The organism is Streptomyces sp. NPDC004051 (assembly GCF_053604275.1).
This window is the reverse complement of sequence record NZ_JBSGHG010000013.1, coordinates 101,881-122,596: the sequence shown is the minus strand read 5'-3', so window position 1 is coordinate 122,596 and position 20,716 is coordinate 101,881. Positions and strand designations below refer to the sequence as shown.

Annotated in this window: 20 protein-coding genes and 4 pseudogenes; 18 read left to right on the top strand and 6 right to left on the bottom strand. The window is 69.7% G+C overall.

Annotation, left to right across the window (positions count from 1 at the left end; translation table 11 throughout):
- Positions 1–19: 19 nt before the first annotated feature.
- From ACWEQO_RS16655 to ACWEQO_RS16635, 5 genes and pseudogenes are all read left to right on the top strand, one after another.
- Positions 20–1,263: pseudogene (locus tag ACWEQO_RS16655) on the top strand (ATP-grasp domain-containing protein).
- Positions 1,260–2,411, top strand: a complete 1,152-nt coding sequence (locus ACWEQO_RS16650) for an MFS transporter (RefSeq protein ID WP_452983625.1) — start codon at positions 1,260–1,262, stop codon at positions 2,409–2,411. The pseudogene ACWEQO_RS16655 and the gene ACWEQO_RS16650 overlap by 4 nt, the downstream one beginning before the upstream one ends.
- On the top strand, positions 2,408–3,034 hold the full coding sequence (locus ACWEQO_RS16645) for an HAD family hydrolase (protein ID WP_452983622.1): 627 nt from the start codon (positions 2,408–2,410) through the stop codon (positions 3,032–3,034). The genes ACWEQO_RS16650 and ACWEQO_RS16645 overlap by 4 nt, the downstream gene beginning before the upstream one ends.
- Before the next feature lie 25 nt (positions 3,035–3,059).
- Positions 3,060–3,356: pseudogene (locus ACWEQO_RS16640) on the top strand (DUF317 domain-containing protein); the annotation flags it as partial.
- 111 nt (positions 3,357–3,467) lie between these two features.
- Positions 3,468–4,097 (top strand): class I SAM-dependent methyltransferase, encoded by a 630-nt coding sequence (locus ACWEQO_RS16635; protein WP_452983773.1) that lies wholly within the window; start codon positions 3,468–3,470, stop codon positions 4,095–4,097.
- A 58-nt stretch (positions 4,098–4,155) separates the two neighbouring features.
- Here ACWEQO_RS16635 and ACWEQO_RS16630 read toward each other — a convergent pair whose 3' ends face one another.
- Both ACWEQO_RS16630 and ACWEQO_RS16625 read right to left on the bottom strand, forming a co-directional pair.
- Positions 4,156–6,171 (bottom strand): tyrosine-type recombinase/integrase, encoded by a 2,016-nt coding sequence (locus ACWEQO_RS16630; RefSeq protein WP_452983619.1) that lies wholly within the window; start codon positions 6,169–6,171, stop codon positions 4,156–4,158.
- A 461-nt stretch (positions 6,172–6,632) separates the two neighbouring features.
- Positions 6,633–7,874, bottom strand: a complete 1,242-nt coding sequence (locus tag ACWEQO_RS16625) for a tyrosine-type recombinase/integrase (RefSeq protein WP_452983616.1) — start codon at positions 7,872–7,874, stop codon at positions 6,633–6,635.
- Positions 7,875–7,976: 102 nt separating this feature from the next.
- Here ACWEQO_RS16625 and ACWEQO_RS16620 point away from each other — a divergent pair.
- The 6 genes and pseudogenes from ACWEQO_RS16620 to ACWEQO_RS16595 all read left to right on the top strand — a co-directional run.
- Positions 7,977–8,552 (top strand): annotated as a pseudogene (locus ACWEQO_RS16620) (DUF317 domain-containing protein); the annotation flags it as partial.
- A 29-nt stretch (positions 8,553–8,581) separates the two neighbouring features.
- Positions 8,582–9,073: a hypothetical protein gene (locus tag ACWEQO_RS16615; RefSeq protein ID WP_452983613.1), complete on the top strand. Its 492-nt coding sequence runs from the start codon at positions 8,582–8,584 to the stop codon at positions 9,071–9,073.
- Positions 9,074–9,295: 222 nt separating this feature from the next.
- Positions 9,296–9,580 carry a DUF317 domain-containing protein gene (locus ACWEQO_RS16610; RefSeq protein WP_452983610.1) on the top strand — a complete coding sequence of 95 codons (285 nt, stop codon included), beginning with the start codon at positions 9,296–9,298 and terminating at the stop codon, positions 9,578–9,580.
- Positions 9,581–9,634: 54 nt separating this feature from the next.
- Positions 9,635–9,934, top strand: a pseudogene (locus tag ACWEQO_RS16605) (DUF317 domain-containing protein); the annotation flags it as partial.
- Positions 9,935–9,963: 29 nt separating this feature from the next.
- Positions 9,964–10,989: a SpaA isopeptide-forming pilin-related protein gene (locus ACWEQO_RS16600; protein ID WP_452983607.1), complete on the top strand. Its 1,026-nt coding sequence runs from the start codon at positions 9,964–9,966 to the stop codon at positions 10,987–10,989.
- Between the two features lie 130 nt (positions 10,990–11,119).
- Positions 11,120–11,617 (top strand): hypothetical protein, encoded by a 498-nt coding sequence (locus tag ACWEQO_RS16595; RefSeq protein WP_452983604.1) that lies wholly within the window; start codon positions 11,120–11,122, stop codon positions 11,615–11,617.
- A gap of 120 nt (positions 11,618–11,737) precedes the next feature.
- Here ACWEQO_RS16595 and trxB read toward each other — a convergent pair whose 3' ends face one another.
- Complete coding sequence (trxB, locus tag ACWEQO_RS16590) at positions 11,738–12,718, bottom strand: thioredoxin-disulfide reductase (RefSeq protein WP_452983601.1); 981 nt, start codon at positions 12,716–12,718, stop codon at positions 11,738–11,740.
- Positions 12,715–13,137, bottom strand: a complete 423-nt coding sequence (locus tag ACWEQO_RS16585) for an arsenate reductase ArsC (RefSeq protein WP_452983598.1) — start codon at positions 13,135–13,137, stop codon at positions 12,715–12,717. Before ACWEQO_RS16585 ends, trxB begins: the two co-directional genes overlap by 4 nt.
- A gap of 95 nt (positions 13,138–13,232) precedes the next feature.
- Here ACWEQO_RS16585 and ACWEQO_RS16580 point away from each other — a divergent pair, with 95 nt between their 5' ends.
- The 4 genes from ACWEQO_RS16580 (at position 13,233) to ACWEQO_RS16565 (ending at position 17,164) form a co-directional block, all read left to right on the top strand.
- Positions 13,233–13,541: an ArsR/SmtB family transcription factor gene (locus ACWEQO_RS16580; RefSeq protein WP_452983595.1), complete on the top strand. Its 309-nt coding sequence runs from the start codon at positions 13,233–13,235 to the stop codon at positions 13,539–13,541.
- Positions 13,538–14,650, top strand: a complete 1,113-nt coding sequence (gene arsB / locus ACWEQO_RS16575) for an ACR3 family arsenite efflux transporter (protein WP_452983592.1) — start codon at positions 13,538–13,540, stop codon at positions 14,648–14,650. Before ACWEQO_RS16580 ends, arsB begins: the two co-directional genes overlap by 4 nt.
- Complete coding sequence (locus tag ACWEQO_RS16570; RefSeq protein ID WP_452983589.1) at positions 14,647–15,711, top strand: ArsO family NAD(P)H-dependent flavin-containing monooxygenase; 1,065 nt, start codon at positions 14,647–14,649, stop codon at positions 15,709–15,711. Before arsB ends, ACWEQO_RS16570 begins: the two co-directional genes overlap by 4 nt.
- Before the next feature lie 115 nt (positions 15,712–15,826).
- Positions 15,827–17,164, top strand: a complete 1,338-nt coding sequence (locus ACWEQO_RS16565) for a hypothetical protein (RefSeq protein ID WP_452983586.1) — start codon at positions 15,827–15,829, stop codon at positions 17,162–17,164.
- Here ACWEQO_RS16565 and ACWEQO_RS16560 read toward each other — a convergent pair.
- Entirely contained in the window at positions 17,148–18,194 is a 1,047-nt protein-coding gene (locus tag ACWEQO_RS16560; RefSeq protein WP_452983583.1) for a flavin-containing monooxygenase, read from the bottom strand. The two genes, ACWEQO_RS16565 and ACWEQO_RS16560, sit on opposite strands and share 17 nt — an antisense overlap.
- A 46-nt stretch (positions 18,195–18,240) precedes the next feature.
- On the opposite strand from ACWEQO_RS16560, the gene ACWEQO_RS16555 reads away from it, so the two are divergent.
- The gene (locus tag ACWEQO_RS16555) at positions 18,241–18,585 is read left to right on the top strand and encodes an ArsR/SmtB family transcription factor (RefSeq protein WP_452983580.1); all 345 of its coding nucleotides are present in this window, start codon (positions 18,241–18,243) and stop codon (positions 18,583–18,585) included.
- Between the two features lie 25 nt (positions 18,586–18,610).
- Here the strand turns inward: ACWEQO_RS16555 and ACWEQO_RS16550 are convergent, their stop codons facing one another.
- The gene (locus tag ACWEQO_RS16550; RefSeq protein WP_452983577.1) at positions 18,611–18,952 is read right to left on the bottom strand and encodes an ArsR/SmtB family transcription factor; all 342 of its coding nucleotides are present in this window, start codon (positions 18,950–18,952) and stop codon (positions 18,611–18,613) included.
- Between the two features lie 98 nt (positions 18,953–19,050).
- On the opposite strand from ACWEQO_RS16550, the gene ACWEQO_RS16545 reads away from it, so the two are divergent.
- Both ACWEQO_RS16545 and ACWEQO_RS16540 read left to right on the top strand, forming a co-directional pair.
- A complete protein-coding gene (locus tag ACWEQO_RS16545; RefSeq protein WP_452983574.1) occupies positions 19,051–19,221 on the top strand; it encodes a hypothetical protein in 171 nt (56 codons plus the stop codon).
- 30 nt (positions 19,222–19,251) lie between these two features.
- Positions 19,252–20,646 (top strand): FAD-dependent oxidoreductase, encoded by a 1,395-nt coding sequence (locus ACWEQO_RS16540; RefSeq protein ID WP_452983571.1) that lies wholly within the window; start codon positions 19,252–19,254, stop codon positions 20,644–20,646.
- The last annotated feature ends 70 nt before the right edge of the window (positions 20,647–20,716 follow it).

Sequence of the window (20,716 nt, the reverse complement as noted above, 5' to 3'; positions counted from 1 at the left end):
TCGATACGGAGAAGCCCTCTTGCCCGCTCGCCCTGTTGTACTTGTCGTTGCTCCCGGAGCTGAGAACTACCGCGGCTACTGCCTTGAGCAGGTCGCCGACACCTACGACGTCGTGCTGCTCACCGGCACCGAACCGTCGTGGGAGAAACCGCACATCACCGATCACGCCGTCGTGGACCTCAGCGATCCTGCCGCCCTGCTGACAGGGGGCCAGGCCCTGGCCGGACGCCACGACCTCGCCGGCGTCATGACCTGGGACGAATGGAGCGTGGTCCCGACCGCCCGCCTCGCCCGCCAGCTCGGCTTGTCCACCACCGCACCCGAAGTGATGCAGGGGTGCCGCAACAAGGCCACCGCTCGGTCGCTGTTCGCCCTCCACGGCGTGCCCTCGGCCGCTTCGGTGAGCGTGCGTACCCGCCAGGAGGCCGAAGCCGCCGCCGAACGGATCGGCTACCCCGTGGTGCTGAAGCCTGCCTCACACGCGGGCGCCATCGGCGTGCTCCGCGTCGACGACCGCGACCAGCTCACGGCCGCCTACCAGGCAGCCGAACGGACGGCCGGTCAGGGCACCGAGAGCACCAGCGTCCTCGTCGAGGAGTTCCTCGACGGGCCGGAGATCTCCGTGGAGTGCGTCACCTACCGCGGCGCCACCACGGTGGTCGCGGTCAACCGCAAGGCCATCAGCCCTCCGCCGCACTTCGAGCAGCTGGCCCACAGCGTGGACGCCGACGACCCGCTCCTGGAGACTGTCGCGCCGGCCGCCCGGGCGGCGATCAACGCCCTCGGCATCACCGACGGCGTCAGCCACATTGAGATGCGGCTCGTCGACGGCAGACCCCGCCTCATCGAGGTCAACGCCCGCCTGGCCGGAGACATGATCGGCCACCTCGTGCGTCTCGCCACCGGCATCGACCTGCCTCGTGTCGCAGCCGACATCGCCTGCGACCGTGCCCCCAACCTCACGCCCACCAGGTCCTCGGCCGCCGCCATCCGGCTCCTCTACCCGGACACCTCCGGCACCCTCACCCACCTCACCTACGACGAGCCCCACCCGACGTGGCTGGACCGGCTGCACTTCCAGTGCCGCCCCGGCAACCAACTCCTCCTCCCGCCGACGGAGGAAACCTGTACACGGGCCGGCTCGGTTACCTCATCACCACCGCCGCCACCGGCCAGCAGGCGCGTGCACGCGCCGACCAGGCCGCTCGTGCTGTCACGGCGGTCCTCGACCGGACCCCCGGCACCCGCAGCACCGCGGCGTGAGCGCGGTGTCTGCGGCTGACCGGCACAGCCGGGCGCTGCTGACCGGGTACTTCCTCGGCCTCGGGGCCATCATGGCGGTGTGGGGCGCCCGGATGCCTGCCGTGCAGCAGGCGGCCCACCTCGGCACCGCAGGGCTGGCCCTGGTCCTGCTGGCCGCCGCCGTCGGCATGGTCGCCGGGCTGCAACTCGGAGGCCGCTACGCCCGCCCGGCGCGGCTACCGGCTCTGCTCAGCACTGGGTCCCTTGCCCTGGCCGGATGCCTCGTCCTCGTGGGCCAAGGCGAGAGCCTGTCCGCGTTGCTGGCGGCGGCTCTCGCGTTCGGTCTTGCGCACGGCGTCCTTGATGTAGCCGCCAACACCGCGGCCGTCCGCTGCCAGAACAGTATCGGTCGGCCCATCATGTCCGGCCTTCACGCCGCCTACTCCCTCGGCGCCCTCGCCGGCGCCTCCCTGGCCGCCCTCACCGCCCAGACCCCGCACAGCACTCTCTTCACCGCAACAGGCACCCTCCTGGCCGGCGTCGCAGTCGCTGCGGTGCCGGTCACCCGAAGCCTGAGCGGCGCAGACCGCCCCGCATCACACACCGGAGCTGGGGAGCTGCCCCTGCTTCCGTCACCGGGAAAGCTCTGGCTTCTGGCCGCGCTGGCCGCTGCGAGCCTGCTTGGGGAGGGAGCCGCCGCTGACTGGGCCGCCGTGCACCTGCACACCCTGGGCGCCCCGACGGCCGCGAGCGCCACCGCGTTCGCGCTGTACAGCGCGGCCATGGCCGCGGGACGGCTGACCGGAGACCGGCTCACCGCAGCCTTCGGCGCACCGATAGTCGTACGGGCCGGAGCCGTTCTCGCCACGGCCGGACTGACCATCGGCGTCATCGGGAGCAGCACCCCGCTGGCACTGACCGGTTGGGCGGTCTTCGGACTCGGCCTGTCCACCACCGTCCCCTCGCTCATCACCGCGGCCGGAGCCGGCGGAGCCAAGGCCGTGGCCACGGTCACCGCCACCGGCTACCTCGGCCTCCTCGCCGGACCGGCCCTCATCGGCGCCCTGGCCAGCGCCACCACCTTGTCCACGGCCCTGCTGCTGCCCGCCCTCCTCGCAGCCGCCGTCGCCGCCCTCGCCCACCGCGCCCTGGAGAACCCCACCCCGTGACACCCACCACCGCCCAGGCGGGCCTGGACGCCGTCATCCTCGACTACAACGGCGTCATCGGCCTGCAGCCCACCACCGGCCAGTGGCTCCGCCTGGCCCGCACCGCCCTGTGGTCCGAAGACGACCTGCCCGCCTTTCAGCACGCCTTCTGGAGTGCCCGCTCTGCATACGACGCCGGCCAGCTCAGCGATCTCGCGTACTGGACCACGGTCCTCGGCCACCACCCCGGCGCCCGACGGCTGCGTGAACTCCGCGACGCCGACACCAACATGTGGACGTCCACCGACGACCGCGTCGTGGAAGTCCTGCACCAGGCCCACGAGTCCGGGCTGCCGCTGGTGCTGTTGTCGAACGCACCCCGCCACCTCAGCGATGTTCTCGACCGCCACCCGTGGCGCCGCCTGATGACCCACGCTTTCTACTCGGCCCGGCTCCAGGTCTGCAAACCCGACCCGGCCGCCTACCAGCATGCGATGAACGCCACCGGCGCCGACCCTCACCGCGTCCTCTTCGTGGACGACCGGTCCGACAACTGCCACGCAGCCCGCCGCCTGCGCCTGCGCACCCTGCACTACACCGGTCGCCCCACCGACCTCGCAGCCGCCCTGCAGCCCCCGAACTGACCCCGCCCTTTCCCCCTAGGATTCAGTGCCTCACGACGACCACGACACCATCGAGGGCGACATCTACGTCTCCCCACGCCACCTGGCCCGTGCCACTGCGGTCGGTGATCCCGGCTTCGACCCGCTGCGCGACCTCGGCTGGGATCTGCACCACGACGACCTCGGCAACGCCTACCTCACGGCCCCCGACGGCAAGGTCCGCCTCGGCTACCTCCCCGAAGGCGACGACGACGGACTGTGGCGCATCAACGCCTACAAGGACGCTTTCGGCCCACCGGTCTGGGGCGTCTGCTTCAACGACAGCGCGCCCACGGAGTTCTTCTCTGAACTAACGAGAGCGTCCCGTGATCAGGTGACGGGACGATCAGTCCTGAGGGAACCGGTGTGGGGCCGGAGAACGGCTGCGAACGGCGCGGGTGTTAGTTTCCTTCCCGTGTTAGGACACCAGGACGAGACGAGGGCGGCCTATGACGGGGTCGTCGATCTGTACGCGTCGATGTTCGCCAATGGGCTGGAGACGCACCCGTTCGCGCGGAACATGATCGGCACTTTCGCCGAGCTCGTGCGTGGCACGGGGAACCTGCGGGTAGCCGACGTCGGGTGCGGCCCCGGTCATGTGACGGCGATGCTGCATGACTTGGGGCTGGACGCCTTCGGGCTCGACCTCTCCCCGGCGATGGTCGCCCACGCCCGGCGGGCCCATCCGGCGCTGCGGTTCGATGAGGCGCGGATGGAGGCTCTGCCGGTCGAGGACGGTGCGCTCGGCGGAGTGCTGGCCCACTACTCGATGATCCATACCCCACCTGGAGAATTGCCCGCGCTGCTCGCCGAGCAGGTGCGTGTCCTGGCACCAGGGGGCCTGCTCTTGGTGTCCTTCTTTGGGACCGAGGGACCGGAGCCGGTCCGCTTCGACCACAAGGTGACGCCCGCCTATAGCTGGCCGGCGGACCGGTTCGCCGAGCTGCTCGCCGAGGCCGGACTCGTCACGTTCGCCCGGCTGCTCCACGACCCAGCGTCCGAGCGGGGCTTCCTCGACACCCATTTGCTGGCCCGCCGCCCGTAGGGCGTGGCTCGTGGCCTGGATCGGGGTGGTGTAGATCATCCGCGTGGATGAGGCTCGACTAACTTGAAGGTCCTCTTGCCGTACTGATTCGTGTCGCGATCTGGCTGAAGCGCGGCATGCCGAGATCGATCACTTGGCGTTGACGGACTTGCTCTGCATCGAGCTGGGTGAGCTTCTCCTCTGCGCTGGCGAGGCTGACTTGGAGTCCTTCGATCTCACCGAGCCATCCCTCCTGTTCGGCTTCGGTGATTCGGGCGATCAGGTTGTCGCGAATCTCGACGAGGCGGTGTCTCTGAGCCGGATCCGGTCGGAGCATGGAGCATCGAATACAAGCGTGTTCGTGGATGCATGGAGTGCCGAATGCGCGAGCGCAGATCCCGATGGACAGTTTGCGTCGCTCGAAATGCCCGAGGAAGGCGTCCCACTCCTCGTTGGTTGGGGTTCGGTACTCCTCGCTGGGACGCAGCGCTCGGCGCCGCGCGATGAACGCGCGATGCGCCTCGATCGCCTCGCTGGGGTAGATGGCGTTGTACCCCATGGTCGTGTTGATGTTGGTGTGCCCGGCGATGACCTGCGCGATGTGCGGGGGAAGGCCGCTGCGGATGGCGTCGGTGATGAAGATCCGCCGGAAGTCATGGGGCGAGAAATCCAAGGGCTGTCCGGCCGAGTCGGTGAGGTTCGTGGACGCCAGTACTTCTTGGAGCGCTTCACGCAAGAACTTCGGGGAGAGGCGGGAGCTCTCGCCGCTGCGGCGCCACTGGAAGAGCAGTGGCATCTGCGGGTTCCAGGTCTTCTCAGCCATGTCATAGCTGGAGACGTAGGGGACGGCACCGGTGCGCGAGTCGCGAATACGGGCGATGATCGCGCTCAGTACGTCGGCGAGTTCTGGGCTGACCAGGATGACTCGTTCCTCGTCGGTTTTGGAGGGCGCGATCTGCAGGAGGGGGACGATCTCGCCGGTCGTGGGCAGCCTGTATTGGATCAGGCTGTGATGGCTGGCCTCCAGCATTTCCTCGATGCGGACCCCGGTGTGCTGAAGAAACTCGACCATTGCCCAGGCCCAGAACGCGCGGCTTTCCGCGAGGGCCAGGTCGATGCGCCGGCCGGTGGCCATGTTCACCGCCCAGGTCGTTCCGTCCTTCGCTGCTCGCGCGAAGGTGTCGACCGCGAAGGTGAAATGGTCGCCTGGCGGGGTGTCCATCAGCGCCTGGAGTCGGGCTTTGGCCTCGTTCAGGCATGATGAAGCCGCTCGGGCGACGGCAGGCAGAGCCGGGAGCCGTTCCCGCGTCCGGTGGTCCATCCGGGCTTTGCGCCGCTTGTTGTCCTTCACGACGGCGACATCCGCGTCCTTGATCGGGCTCGGCACCGCCCAGGGCCCCCAGCGCGCCGGCTCGTCGATGGCCCACTGGGCGATGTCGAGATAGAACGCCCGCACAGAGATCATGATGCTGGCGACGTTGACGCGCGCGGTCACCACTTCACGCACTGTGCCGTCTGGCTGGCGGCGCCGTTCGATGCGGGTCCGGCATCTCTGCTTCCAGGCCGCGCTCACCTCGGGTGCCAGGTGGAGAGAGTCGATTCCCGGATGATGCTGTTCCAGGTCGCCCCAGAAGTTGCTGGCCAAGTGCCGGGATAAATTGTTCAGGGACGTGTAGTCGAGACCGGGCTGCCGCTCTTTGAGGTAGTCCACCAAAAGATCTCTGATGGGGCGGCAGCGGACGCCGAACCGGTCGATGAGCTGTTCCATCGATACCTGCCCACTGGTGTTGGCCAGGTAGCGCAGCGAGCTGGGTGCTTCTGCAGGGAGGGTGCCCAACTCCCTCAGCCAGGCATAGAAGAGGGTGTAGCCGCGGGATTTGTCGTTCGCTGCTTTGAGCGCGGCGAGATACTCCACGGCGTCGCCGACGGTGATGTCGGCCAAGGTGCCGCCCTTGGCGGCAACGATCTTGACCAGCGCGTGCAGGGCATGGCGCCCGACGTTGGAGGACCATGTAGCAGGTTCGATCATCGCTTCAAGCTGGGAGAATCCTTCCGGGTCACGGGTAGGGATGAGCCCGATCCGCAGGCTGGTCATGTTGGCTGAGGTTCGCGAAAGCAGCCAGGGGAGGGCTGGCCTGATGACGTCTGCACAGATCAAACTCAGTAGCCCGCCGGACAAGGTCTGCCGTTGCGAGGGGCCCGCGGCGGTTCCGATCCAGCCGGGTGCCAACCGCGCCCAGTCGTTGCCAGGACGTGTGCTGGCGGGGCTGGCGTTCCACCGCTGCTGCCAGGTGGCCCCGGGGAAGGTGTCCAGCCACTGCAAGATTTGGCGAGCTCCGCGGATCCGGGCTCGGTGGTGCCTCACGTCCGCCGGCCGCAAGGGAGGCTGCTGCAGACGAGCCAGGATGTCGGCCTGCGTGCCTGCCGTGGCCGCCCAGTCGTCCTCGGCAGGTCTGGGCGGGAAGCGCAGGGCGACGGCCCTCAATGCTTCTCCGGCCAGGCTCAGGGACGTGGGAGGTGCGACATGCGTCGCGACGGACATCGTCTCTGCAGGTGTCACCAGGCGGTCCCGAAGAGGTTGTTGAGGGATTCAGGGTTGTAACCGGCCGCCGGTGGCGGTGGAACCCCCTCGGCGGACTTGGCCCGTCGGGCATGGTGTGCTCGAACGTGTTCGATCACCTCGTCCCGGTCGGCCGGAAGATAGAGCTGTGTCGTCGACAGGTGTGCATGGCCGAGCACCCACTGCACGTCGGTCAGTGGCATCTTCGGATCCCTCGCCAGCCGATAGGCGGCGGTGTGTCGAAGATCGTGGAGAGTCCAGTTTGTACCGAGCAAGCTGTTGGCCCGGTTGAACATCGCACGGGCCGCCGGATAGTTCAGGGGACGCCACGGGCGGCGTAACGTCCACCACAGCCCCTCGTTCTGTCCGCGGGGGACCCCTGCCCGCCAGGCGCTCTCCTGATAGAGCCGTAGCCAGACGAAAGCGTCGGCTGAGCAGGGAAGCTGTTGATAGGCCCGGCTCCCCTTGCGGACCACCCCCAGGACCTGTTGGCCGGGCAGCGCGTCGCGTTGCCGACGGGTGAGCAGTTCCTCAGCACGAGCCCCATTGGAGACCCAAAACGCCAGCAGAGCTCGATCACGGTCGTGCTTCAGCGCGGCGAAGAGCGCGTTGAACATCGCGTCGGGGATCCGCCGAGGCGCTCGCTTGGGGATGGCCGGCCGGTAGCGGCCCTGTCGTTCGTGGCGAAACCGCTCGTCAGGGTTGTGGTGAGCGTGTGCCCTGCCATGGCGCCGGGAGCGATCCAGTGGAAACGGGTTCAGGATCGGGCCGGTTCCCTCGGAGAGGTGGAAGTCGTAGAAGGCCCGCAGGACGGTCTCGCAGTGCGCTCGCGTTGTCGGCGCGTATCTCGGCCCTGGGGACGACTTTCCTGTGATCGGATTGGGGGCTCCGGGCGGCAGCTGCTCTCGTACTGGCTTTGGTGTTGTCTCCGTCTGGATGGCCCGTGGGTGGCGCCAGTGCAGCGGTGCGGACTTGTTCGCGATCTGCATCCAGCGGGCGAAGTCCCGAGCGTCCGACCGGTCTGCACGATCCCAGGCAATCCCCCAGCCCCACAGGAAGCGCCACCAACGCAGCAGATCCATTCCGTATGACCGGATCGTGGCTGCTGACTTGTCACAAGCCAGCAGCTCCGCGAAGAAGGCGGCCACAGGTTCGATCTCGACACCGTCCGCGTCCAGGAGGACAAACGGTCTCCATCGATCTCCTGTCTCCGCCAGCTGTCCGGCCTCGGGCAGCACGAGGCTTGCTAACTCCCTCTCGGGTTCCCGTCCAAGCATCCACGGAAGCTAGCAGAAAGGCTATCTGACCTGCGAAAATGTTGGAGTTAGTTCAGTCAACGGTTCGTCACCGCCTTCACCACCGCCCTCGCCGAGGCGTACCGGCAGGGCCCGGCCCATTACCTCGTCCGGCCGCTCGACGGAAGCGCCGACCACAACCCGTTCCTGGCCGTCACCCCACTCATCAACCACGGCTGGCAGCTCGACCGCCCGGACTCGAGCACCTTCGCCATCACCGCACCCGACGGTCTGGCCACGCTGGAGTACACCACCGGCGACCTCGACCCGGCGATCGAACTGGACACCCGCGACGCTCGCTGGCACCTGTGGGCCGGCACCTCCTCAGCCCGGCCCTTCTGGTACGCCACGGCCAGCACCGACACCCCCGCCGCCCTTCTGCGGGCCGTGACCGAAGCCGTGGCCGACCCCGTACCCCTGCCTCGATGGCGGGATGACAGCTACAGCTACGTCAAGGGCCACGCCCAGCTCTCCCCGATTCTCCCGCCGAGTCCGCCATCGCCCACCCCGCTCGACGTCCGGCGGGCCGCCGCGTCCCGCCGCCCGGCCGCGCTTCCCGCGGCCAGCGTCCCGCGCTGGAGCACCACGAGCCGAGCTGCCCTGCCCGGCCCACGCCGCTGACCCCAGCCCAACTCCGACCGGAGACCCTCGTGTCCTTGCAGGCCCCCGAGTTCTTCACCGAGCTGTGCCTCCCTTTCCACGACCACGCCGTCGTGGGCAACACCTACTACGCCGCTCCCGTCCCGGGCACGCCGCTACGGCTGCGGATCGACTTCACCCGCACCATCCACGCGGACACCTACGGCGGGCTGCGTGTCGCAGTCGTCCACCCGGACCGCGGCGAGATCGACGCGGTGGCACTCAGCTTCGCGGACCACGGGACCTTCCACCGCCGCGACGAAGCCACCCACACCCGTCCGAACACCAAGCAGTACGGCACCTTCGACACCTACCACCGCCCCGGCCGCCCGCCGTGGGACGGGGCCGTCACCACCGGGCTGCGCGATGCCATCGAGCAGTACACGGCCGTCTGGTTTCCCGGCGCCTGGGCCGCCTCCGCGCCCAAGCGAGCGGCTGGCCGCACATCGCGCAGCACTCCGGCCCCGCCAGTCGCCCCCGCCGGGGCGGCCCGCACCCGCTGAGCCTCTTCCCGATCCCCGCGCACCGCACCCGCGCCAGCTACCCAGCAGGAGCATCTCCTCGTGTTGCCCGATCCGCCTCCCGACCCCTTCAAGGATCTCGACCCTGTCCAGACCGTGAGGGTTCTCCCGCGTCACCTTGCCGGTCCCGGCCAGGCTGACCTAAAGACGATCTGGGCCTTCCCCTGCGACGATGGCTGGTACCTTCACCAGGGGCTCGAAGGGATGGCGTTCGCCATCAGCCCCTGCGCCCGGCTGTGGACCCGTTTCGCTCCCAAACCCGAGGAGCGAGGCCAGGGGACGTGGACCATCGGCATGGACCGTGTCCCCTTCGGCCCGCGGGCCTGGGAGATCACCTTCGATGCCACCACCCCCGCCGAACTCCTGCGCGACGTCCACGTCGAGTTGCTCGACCTGTACGTCGAAGACCGCCACAGCGACCAGAACCACCTGTTCGAGGACGCGACGGCCCCGCACGAGGTGTACACGCCGCTCCTTACCCACGGCTAGAGCCACAGCGTCAAAACGGACGGCACACAGACCTTCCTCCCACCGGACGGCCTCGGCGGCGTGCGCCACCGGTACGCCACCACCGGCTCCGACGGCCCGGTCTGGCGGGCCTGGGGCGGATACCCGAGCGAGCCGCACTGGCAGGCCCGGTTCTCTGCCGGCGCGCCCACCACCCTCGCCGCGGCTTTCACCGCCTCGCTGATCTCCACCGAACCGCTGCACCGGGCCGTGAAACACATCCCTTTCCATACCCGTCGTCACCTCTACGTCGCACCCGCTGGGGCTCCGCAGCCACTCAACCGTCCGACCCCTGCGATACCACCCACCGGCCATACGACCGGCCGCACCCGCTGACCCCGACCGATCAAGGAGTCTTCTTCCTCGTGCACGCACGTCTCGTCCGATTCGCCGCCGCCATCGCCGTCGCCGCGGCCGGCACCCTCACCTGGGCGCCGGCCGCGAGCGCCGAGCCCTCCGAACCGAGCCCCTCGGCCTCCGCCGCCCCCGCCGAGACTCCGGCCCCGGACGCGGGCAGCGTCGAGATCACCACCAAGGACACGGCCGGAGACGCCCTGCCCGGCGCCGTGTTCCTGCTGCTCGACTCCGCCGGCCAGGAAGCCGGACACGGGAAGACCGACGCACAGGGAAAGCTGACCTTCTCCGACCTAGCGCCCGGCGTCTACCGGCTCAAGGAGACGGCCTCCGGCAGCCCGCTCCACGAGGTCGTCGCCGACCAGGACGTCATCGTCACCCCGGGCGCGACCACACGGCTGACGATCACCGACCCGTTCAAGGCCGCCAAGGTCCTCCTGCAGGCCAAGGACGACAAGACCGGCAAGCTCCTGCCCGGCGCGACCGTGAACATCGGCACCGGCACCTCGACGCTGCTCACCCTGACCACGGGAGCCAAGGGCACGGCCTCCGGAGAGCTGCCCATGTCGAGCCGGAAGACCCAGTTCTGGGTCAAGGAGATCAAAGCCCCTGTCGGCTACGACCTGTACAAGCCCACCAAGACGTTCACCGCTGGTCCCGGCGGCCCGGTGACCGTGACCGTCACCAACGCCAAGACCACCACCACCCCGAAGCCCGAACCCTCGGGCAAGCCCACGCACACGCCCACCGACACCCCCTCCTCCAGCCCAGGCAAGCCGAACAGCGGTACGGGGAGGGCCACGCCGTCCGCGTCGGATAGCGACACACCGGAACCCGACTCCTCCACCATCGCTGCCACCCCGGTCGGCGACTCCACACCGAAGACGCCGACGGGCTCCCTCGCCCACACCGGTGCTGACGCCACGCCGTGGCTGATCGGCGGAGCGGCCGTTCTGATCGTGGCCGGTGGAGGCGCCCTCGCCGTGGCACGCCGCAGTCGCACCGACAGCCACACAGAAGACTCCACCGGGAGCTGACTGCACCCCCCTTCTTCACTACACGGAGCCCCCGCAGCCCCAGCTGGACACGCTGTTGGCGACCGCCAACAGCGTCCTCCCGGGTGTGGGGGCCTCGGTGTCTGAAAACCTCCCCTCTACAATCGAACGTGTGAGCGATACTCCGTCTCGTCTGGAACTGCTGCAGTTCACACGCTCCCGCCTCATCGTCGGCCTGGTCGCCATCCGCGCCGTTGAGGTGGCCCGGCTCCTGCTGACCGACGTGAACCTGAAGAACCGGACCATCGCGGTACGGCGGGGCCTACGCATCCACATCGTCTACCTCGACGACCTGAGCACCCGGCTGGTGGCCGACTGGCTGCGTGAACGACGCACCCGCTGGCCCCGGGCCACCAACCCCCACCTGCTCGTCACCGCCCAGACCTACCGGCATCCGGCAGGCCCGCAGATCAGCTACACCGGCATGCGCTCAGTCTTCGACCAAATCGGGCTCCTGCCCTGCCAGCTGTGGACCGACCGCGTGCTCGACGAAGCCCGCGAGACGGCCGACCCAATCTGCCTCGTACGGCTCTTTGGCATCTACCCCAGGGCCGCCGTGAAGTACGTGCACACGGCGCACCCGGACAAAGCACTGCCGCGAATCCGCTGAAGCTGAGGCGCTCCGATCGGCAACCCGGCGAAAACCGCCACGCACGACGTTGGCATGGCACGACAACGACAGCAACGGGGCTGTCTGGAACATCCGGACGGTCCCGCGCGCGGATGTCACTCAGGCCGGGACGGCTTCCGTCGCCCTCTCAGTCTTGCCCGCGCCCCCGGCGGCCAGGTAGCGCTCGGCGTCCAGCGCTGCGGCCGCGCCGGTGCCCGCGGCCGTGATGGCCTGGCGGTAGGTGTGGTCGACGACGTCGCCGGCCGCGAACACCCCGGGCAGGCTCGTACGCGTCGACGGGGCGGCGACCCTCATGTAGCCCTCGGCATCGAGGTCGACCTGGCCGGTGAACAGCTCGGTGCGCGGGTCGTGGCCGATGGCGATGAACAGGCCCGTCACGTCCAGATCGCGGGTGGCGCCGGTGAAGACGTCGCGCAGGATCACGGCGCCGACCATGCCGTCCTTCTCCTTGATCTCGGCGATCTCGCTGTCGAAGGCGAAGGCGAAGGAGATCTTGTCGTCGGCGAAGGCCCGGTCCTGCATGACCTTGGAGGCGCGCAGGGTGGAGCGGCGGTGGACGACGGTGACCGAGCGGGCGAAGCGGGTGAGGAAGGTGGCTTCCTCCATGGCGGTGTCGCCGCCGCCGACCACGACGATGTCGCGGTCCCGGAAGAAGAACCCGTCGCAGGTCGCACACCACGAGACGCCCCGGCCGGACAGCTCCTCCTCGTTCGGCAGGCCGAGCTTGCGGTAGCCGGAACCTGTCGCGATGATCACCGTCTTCGCGCGGTGCACGGTGCCCGCGGAGTCGGTGAGCAGCTTGATGTCACCGGTGAGGTCCACCTCGACGATGTCGTCGTCGATCATCTCGGCGCCGAACTTCTCGGCCTGGGCCCGCATGTTCTCCATCAACACCGGCCCGTCGACGCCCTCGGGGAAGCCGGGGAAGTTCTCCACCTCGGTCGTCGTCGTGAGCGATCCGCCGACGAAGATGGAGCTGCCGAACAGCAGGGGCCTCAGCTGGGCGCGGGCGGCGTAGAGGGCGGCGGTGTATCCGGCGGGGCCGGAGCCGATGATGACGACCTCGCGTATCTCGCTCACGCCGTCGTCTCCGGCTTCGCCGGGGCGATCTCGGCGATCAGACCCTCGACCAGGGTCTTGATCTCGTCGCGGATCGGGCGCACGGCCTCGACGCCCTGGCCGGCCGGGTCCTCGAGCTTCCAGTCCAGGTAGCGCTTGCCGGGAAAGACGGGGCAGGTGTCGCCGCAGCCCATGGTGATGCACACGTCCGACTCGCGGACCGCGTCGATGGTAAGGATCTTCGGCGTCTCCTTGGAGATGTCGATGCCGACTTCAGCCATGGCCTCGACGGCGGCCGGGTTGACCTGATCGCCGGGGTTGGAGCCGGCGGAGCGGACCTCGACGCGGTCGCCGGCCAGATGGGTCAGCCACGCGGCGGCCATCTGGGAGCGGCCGGCGTTGTGGACACAGACGAACAGGACGGACGGCTTGTCGGCCATGGTGATCGTTCTCTCTCGTCGCACGGCGGAACCCAGCCGCCAATGACTTCAGCCCCCGCTGGTATCAGCGGATGATGATGTGAGAGTATCAGCGCATGCTGACTTCAGTCGATCCTGATGTGATCCGGGCGCTGGGCGATCCGCTCCGCCTGAAGATCGTGACCCTGCTGGCGCGCGAGACGCTCTGCACGACGCACCTGGTCGAGGAGACCGGAGCCAAGCAGACCAACCTGTCCAACCACATGAAGGTGCTGCGCGAGGCCGGGATCGTGGAGACCGAGCCCTGCGGCCGCTACACCTACTACAAGCTCAAGCCCGAGGTCCTGGCCGGCCTGTCCGAGCAGTTCGCCGAACTCGCCGCCTCTGCCCGCACCGCCGCCGAGAACAAGAGGGCCTGCCCGTGACCTCCACCGAGCCCACCACCGCCCCCGCTCCGGCCGGCGGTGGGGACGACTCGATCGTCAAGAAGCTCTCCACCCTCGACCGCTACCTCGCGGTGTGGATCCTGCTCGCCATGGCCATCGGCCTTGGCCTGGGCCGCCTCGTCCCGGGGATGAACGACGCGCTCGCGAAGATCGAGATCGGTGGGATCTCCCTGCCGATCGTGCTCGGCCTGCTCGTGATGATGTACCCGGTCCTGGCGAAGGTCCGCTACGACCGGCTCGACCGCGTGACCGGCGACAAGAAGCTGATGGTCTCCTCACTGGTCGTCAACTGGATCGCCGGCCCGGCGGTGATGTTCGCCCTGGCGTGGATCTTCCTGCCGGACCTGCCCGAGTACCGCACCGGCCTGATCATCGTCGGCCTGGCCCGTTGCATCGCCATGGTCATCATCTGGAACGACCTCGCCTGCGGCGACCGCGAGGCCGCCGCCGTCCTGGTCGCCCTGAACTCGGTGTTCCAGGTCCTGGCGTTCGGCCTGCTGGGCTGGCTCTACCTCGACCTGCTGCCCCGGTGGATGAATCTCGGCGACGGCCAGGGCCTGGACGTGTCCGTCTGGCACATCGCGCTGAACGTGGTCATCTTCCTCGGCGTCCCGCTGCTGGCCGGCTTCCTCACCCGCCGCATCGGCGAGCAGAAGATGGGCCGCGAGAAGTACGAGCAGAAGTTCCTGCCGAAGATCGGCCCGTGGGCGCTGTACGGGCTGCTGTTCACGATCGTCATCCTCTTCGCCCTCCAGGGGAAGACCATCACCTCGCAGCCGCTGGACGTGGCCCGGATCGCGCTGCCGCTGCTGGTCTACTTCGCGGTCATGTTCTTCGGCACCTTCCTCCTCGGCAAGGGCCTGGGCTTGGCCTACGACCGCACCACGACGCTGGCGTTCACCGCGGCGGGCAACAACTTCGAGCTGGCCATCGCGGTCGCCATCGCCACCTTCGGCGTCACCTCCGGGCAGGCCCTGTCAGGCGTCGTCGGCCCGCTCATCGAGGTGCCGGTGCTGATCGGCCTGGTGTACGTCGCGCTCGCCTGGCGACGGAAGTTCGCCGCCGACGCGGTGACGACGGCGCCGTGACGCAGCACACGGATGTGGTGGTGGTTGGCGGCGGCCAGGCAGGGCTGGCCGCCGGCTACCACCTGCGCCGCCAGGGCCTGGATTTTGTGATCCTGGACGCCGGCACGGCGCCGGGCGGGTCCTGGCAGCACATGTGGCACTCCCTGCATCTGTTCTCCCCGGCCGAGCACTCCTCGCTGCCCGGTCGGCTCATGCCCGCCCAGGCGGGTGAGACCTACCCGGATGCCGGGCACGTGGTGGACTACCTCGCCGACTACGAGAAGCGCTACGACCTGCCTGTCCAGCACGGCACCCGCGTGGAGGCCGTACGCCGCGACGCAGGCCGGCTCCTGGCCGAGGTGGACAGCGGCACCTGGCGGGCCCGCGCGGTCATCAGCGCGACCGGCAGCTGGTCGCGGCCGTTCCTGCCCGCGGTCCCCGGCCGCGAGGTGTTCACCGGGCGGCAGCTGCACACGGTGAACTACCGCTCGCCGGCCGACTTCACGGGTCAGCACGTGTTCGTGGTCGGCGGCGGGAACTCCGGCGCCCAGATCGCCGCCGACCTCGCCCTGGACGGCCAGGTCGACGTCACGTGGGTGACCCAGCGCCCGCCACGGTTCCTGCCCGACGACATTGACGGCCGCGCCCTGTTCGACGTTGCCACCGCCCGCCGCCGCGCTCTCGACGCCGACCGCGGCGACGCCGGCGGCGTCGCCTCGCTCGGCGACATCGTGGCCGTGCCGCCCGTACGCGCTGCCCGCGACGCCGGACTCCTGCACGCGCAGCCGATGTTTACCCGGCTCACCGCCGACGGCGTCCGGTGGGACGACGGCACCCGCGCTGAGGCGGACGCGGTCATCTGGTGCACTGGCTTCCGCCCTGCTCTGTCCCACCTCGCCCCGCTCCAGCTCCGAGGCACGCGCGGGCACATCGCGACCGACGGCACGCGTGCGCTGGACGAGCCGCGTTTGTACCTGCTCGGCTACGGCGACTGGACCGGCCCGGCCTCCGCCACGCTCATTGGCGTGGGCCGCCCTGCCCGGGAGACCGCCCTTCAGATCGCACGCCAGCTGAACACCTGACCCGGCGACCTGGTCGGCACGGATAGCAGAGACCATCTGCTGGGCCTGCTGTCGCGCTCAGGGGCAGTGGCAAATCCCACGCGCCGACCGGGTCGCGCGGCGTCTAATGGGCGCCATGACCGACCCGACTTCCCCTCCCTCTCAGCTGTGGCGCTACGTCCAGGACGACGACCCCAGCGCGTTCACCCTCATCGTGGAGACTCCCAACGGGCCCTACGTGCGGCGGATACCTCCGGCGCTGCCCCTGCCGTCCGGCGTCGACCATGGCTCCGGCGCTGAGGCTGCCGCCCATACCGCCGCGGCCACGTGGGGCATGCCGGACTTCGTCTTCCAGCAGGCCGATCACGCCACCAAGGGGTCGGGGCGCCGGGAGCTGGGCGACCGGTTGCTGCTTTCCGGCAGGCGAGGCGCGGTGGTGCAGGTCAAGGCGCGCACGATCAAGCCCAAGCCGGATTCCCAGGAGGTCGCCTGGATCCAGAAGGTGGCGGCCAAGGCGATGAGCCAGGCCAAGGGCACCGTGCGGCAGTTGCGCATGCTGCCCGCCGACATGGTCAACGGCCGGGGCCGGACGCTGCAGGTCGACGGAAACACATACGAGTGGGTCGCGGTGTTCCTGCTGGATCACCCCCAGGTCCCGGAGGGCGCCCAGGTCACCTGGGAGCCGATCGGGATGCCTGCCATCGCGCTGACCCGCCGCGACTGGGACTTCCTGTTCGACCAGCTGCGCTCCACCACCGCCGTACTCGACTACCTCTTCCGCGCAGCTGCCGAAGAGCCTGTGCCGCTGGGCGAGGAGCCGGTCCGCTTCTACGAGCTGGCTGCCGCGGATGCCGCCGCGCCGCCCAAGGACATCGACACCGAACTGGTCGGTCCGGGTGGCACGCTGTTCTCCACACCGCGGCTGCCGCAGGCACCGGCCGGCTCCGACGGTACTCACGCCCACCTCATGATCCGCATCATGCTCGAAGACGTGGCCACCAGCCTCCTGCGCGACTCGGTGGCCGAGGGCGACCGCTTCACGGTGCTGTCCGACTTCGACCGGCTGCCGGTGCCGGCCCGGGCCGAGTGGGGGCACCTGCTGCTGGACATGCTCCGTGACGTGCCAGAAGTACCCGAGGAACACTGCAAGTGGCGCTTTAGGCGCCTGGTCGAGGAGGACGGCACCCGTCAGTTCATCGTGGGCGCGGCCACCCGCTTCGACCCCATCATCGAGGCCGCCTTCTCCGCGTACGTGCAGCTGCGCCACCACGAGGTTGCCGAGCGTACCGGCCGGGCTGAGGAGTCCTCCACGCTTGGGGTCCTGCTCACTCCGCGCCGCGACGGGGTGCGGCCGTGGGACACCAGCGCGGTGCGGGTCCACGGCTACCTGGACCTGTCCGAGGAAGAGATCCAGGTCTACAGCGAGGAGTGGAACCGCGCGACCGAGAACGCTGACGTCAGCGTGAGCGGCTGAGCTGGGCAAGGACGTGCGCGGCGTCGCGGCCGACGCCGCGCAGGGTGTTGGAGGAGAAGCTGCGCTGGAACTCGATGCCGACGAACCCGAGCCCGGGGACGGTGGCGATGCCGCCGCGGTGCCGGGGCCGGCCGTCGGCGTCCAGGGCGCCGCTGCCGTTCAGGTAGGGGTAGGTGAGGCGGTAGCCAGTGGCCCAGATGACGGCGTCGCCCGGTTCCTTGGTGCCGTCGGCCCATACGACACCGTCCGGGGTGAGGCGGGTGAACATCTCGCGCCGTTCGACGCCGTGGGTGTCCAGAGCCGTGCGGTAGTGGCCGTCGTCGAGGACGGACACCGGCATCTTCTCCAGCAGCCGGCTCAGCGGGGCGGTGTCGAAGCGGGTGTGCGTGAGCCACCAGTGGACGTCCCGGCCCAGCGGGCGCTGCTTCATCCAGCCGATCGGCCGGCGGCTGGCCAGCGTCGTCATGGTGACCGCGCCGAGTTCGGCGGCGATCTGCACCGCGGAGTTGCCGCCGCCCACGACCACAACACGCCGGCCGGTGAAGGGTTCCGGACTGCGGTAGTCGGCGGCGTGCAGCGACTGCCCCGCGAACTCAGCGCTTCCGGGCACGTCCGGCGTGTGCGGGCTGCGGAAGGCGCCGGACGCGGCCACGACCGTACGCGCCGTGAACTCAGCACCGTCCTGTGTGCGCACCGCCCAGACGCCGTCGCGGGGCAGCACCGAGGTGACCGTGGTGGAGGTGCGGATCTCTGCGTCGAGCCGGCGGGCGTAGGTGCGCAGGTAGTCGACCACCTCGTCCCTGGTCGGGTAGCGGTCGCGGTCACCGGAAAAGCGCATGCCGGGCAGCGAGGAGTACCGGGCGGGAGAGAACAGGGTGAGGCTGTCGTAGTAGCGCGGCCAGGACCCGCCAGCCTGCTCGGCGGCCTCCAGGACCAGGGTGCGGGCGAAGCCATGGCGCGGGGCGAGGGCGGCGGTGGCCAGACCGGACTGGCCGGCACCGATGACGATGAGGTCGGCGTGATGCTCCATGAGAACCTTCTCCTGCAAATAACGTTGTTTCGGGAAGTGACGAAATATGAGGCGCGAAGAAGCAGAGGCGGCGAGCGGTGAGGCGAGCGAGGGGGTCGACCCGGCGACGGCCGACTTCCTCAAGGCCCTGGCGAGCGAGACCCGCCAGTTGGTCATGCAGCAGTTCGCAGGCAGTCGCGAGCTGACCGTCGGGGAGATCGCCGAGCAATGCGGCCTCAAGCCCTCCACCGCGTCCGAGCATCTGAGCCTGCTGCGCCGCGGCGGCCTGGTTCTCTCCCGCAAGGAGGGCAAGCAGGTCTTCTACCGCGCCGACGGCGCCACCATGGCGAGCCGCCTCGACGCGCTCAAGGAATACCTGCGGCGCTGCTGCCCGCCCGGATGCGGCGACTGACAGCAGGCCCGCCCCGGGGCAGCGGTCAGGCGCGCAGGTCGAGCATGGCAGACATGGCCGCCACCACGGACGGAGCGACCTGGTAGTAGACCCAGGTACCGCGCCGCTCGGAGGTCAGCAGGCCGGCCTCGCGCAGCTTCTTCAGGTGATGGGAGACGGTCGGCTGGGAGACCCCGACGTCGGCGATGTCGCAGACACACGCTTCCCCGCCCGGATGGGACGCGACCTTGGAGAACAGCCGCAGACGCACCGGGTCCGACAGCGCCTTGAACATGGCGGCCATCCTCCCCGCATCCGCAGGGGACAGCTCCCCGGCCGTGATCGGCGGGCAGCACGGCACCACGTCGCCGGCCTGCAGGACGGGCAACTCCACAACCTCTTATTTCGACATACGTCTATGTTGACACTCGTCGATACCGGTGGCAAGCTCCGAGGTATCGACAGACATCGAAACAAGGAGTCGTCGTGACCACCGCCTTCCGTACCGTGCTCACCGCGGCCCGGGCCCGCCGCACCACCCGCCACCTGGCCGGCGTCAGCTTCTGCGACAGCTGCGCCCAGGTCAGCGACAGCGCTACCCGGGCGGCCGAACGCCGCCAGCACGCCCAGCTGACCGCCCTCGCCCACATGCGCTGACCCCCTTCGCCCTCAAGGAGACTGAGCATCATGAGCACCCAGCAGCTCCCCGTCGTCGTCATCGGAGCCGGCCCCGCCGGACTCGCTGCCGCCGCCCACCTAACCGAACGGGGCATCAAGCCCCTCGTGCTGGAAGCGGGCGACAGCGCCGGCGCGGCCGTCCGCGAGTGGAGCCACGTGCGCCTGTTCTCCACCTGGGGTGAAGTCGTCGACCCGGCCGCCGAGAAGCTCCTCGCCCCTACCGGATGGATGAGGCCCGACCCGGCTACGTACCCATCCGGCGGCGACTGGGCCGAGCAGTACCTGCAGCCGCTCGCCGACGTCCTCGGCGACCGCGTCCGCACCGGCGCCACCGTCACCGGCGTCTCCCGAGCCGGCCGCGACCGCATCGTGGACGCCGACCGCGCGACCCAGCCCTTCGTCGTCCACGTCGCTTATGCCGACGGCCGCGAGGAGCGCCTCTTCGCCCGCGCCGTCATCGACGCCTCCGGCACCTGGGCCACGCCGTCACCGGCCGGCGGCAGTGGTCTGCCCGCGCTCGGCGAGCGGGCCGCCGCGGACCGGATCACCTACCGCGTCCCGGACCTGAAGGACCCGGCCGTCCGCGCCCGGTACGCAGGCAAGCGCACCGCCGTCATCGGCTCCGGCGCCTCCGCCTTCACCGCACTCGCCTACCTCGCCGACCTCGCCAAGTCCGACGACGGCTCGGGCACGAAGGGCGTGTGGATCCTGCGCCGCGGCATCTCGGGCTCCACCTTCGGCGGCGGCGAAGCCGACCAGCTCCCCGCACGCGGCGCCCTGGGCCTAGCGGCGAAGGCCGCCGTCGACGAGGGCCACGCCGACGCGGTCACCGGCTTCCGCACCGAGGCGATCGAGCGCGACACCGACGGCCGCCTGATCCTGGTCGGCGAGGACGGGCGCCGCCTGGAACCGGTCGACGAGGTCATCGTCCTCACCGGCTTCCGCCCCGACCTGTCCTTCCTCGACGAGCTGCGCCTCGGCCTCGACGAGCGCCTCCAGGCCCCCGTGGCCCTGGCTCCGCTGATCGACCCCAACCAGCACTCCTGCGGCACCGTCTACCCCCACGGCCACCGCGAGCTCTCCCACCCCGAACCGGGGGTGTACCTGGTCGGGATGAAGTCCTACGGCCGCGCCCCGACGTTCCTGGCGATGACCGGCTACGAGCAGGTCCGCTCCGTCGCCGCCGCGATCGCCGGTGACCTCGATGCCGCCGACCGCGTCGAACTCACCCTCCCCGAGACCGGAGTCTGCGGCGGCGCCGGCCTCTTCGACGCCCCCGACGCTCAGGAGGCTGACGGCGGTGGCTGCTGCGCGCCCGCTCCGCAGCTCGTCCAGCTCGGCGCCCCTGCCCCGGTTGGCGCGGCTGCCGAGGAGGTCCCGGCGGGCGGCTGCTGCGGCTCGTGACCAACCTCAGTACCCGAGGCGGCGGGGTCGCGACCGGAACAGGGGACCGGTCACGACCCCGCGCCGCCCT

Coding starts and splice junctions, on each gene's coding strand:
- ACWEQO_RS16585 (WP_452983598.1), bottom strand. CDS start 13,137: ATGGCCGACAAGCCGTCCGTCCTGTTCGTCTGTGTCCACAACGCCGGC.
- ACWEQO_RS16580 (WP_452983595.1), top strand. CDS start 13,233: ATGCTGACTTCAGTCGATCCTGATGTGATCCGGGCGCTGGGCGATCCG.
- ACWEQO_RS16555 (WP_452983580.1), top strand. CDS start 18,241: ATGAGGCGCGAAGAAGCAGAGGCGGCGAGCGGTGAGGCGAGCGAGGGG.
- ACWEQO_RS16560 (WP_452983583.1), bottom strand. CDS start 18,194: ATGGAGCATCACGCCGACCTCATCGTCATCGGTGCCGGCCAGTCCGGT.
- ACWEQO_RS16630 (WP_452983619.1), bottom strand. CDS start 6,171: ATGACCAGCCTGCGGATCGGGCTCATCCCTACCCGTGACCCGGAAGGA.
- ACWEQO_RS16610 (WP_452983610.1), top strand. CDS start 9,296: ATGGCGTTCGCCATCAGCCCCTGCGCCCGGCTGTGGACCCGTTTCGCT.
- ACWEQO_RS16540 (WP_452983571.1), top strand. CDS start 19,252: ATGAGCACCCAGCAGCTCCCCGTCGTCGTCATCGGAGCCGGCCCCGCC.
- ACWEQO_RS16565 (WP_452983586.1), top strand. CDS start 15,827: ATGACCGACCCGACTTCCCCTCCCTCTCAGCTGTGGCGCTACGTCCAG.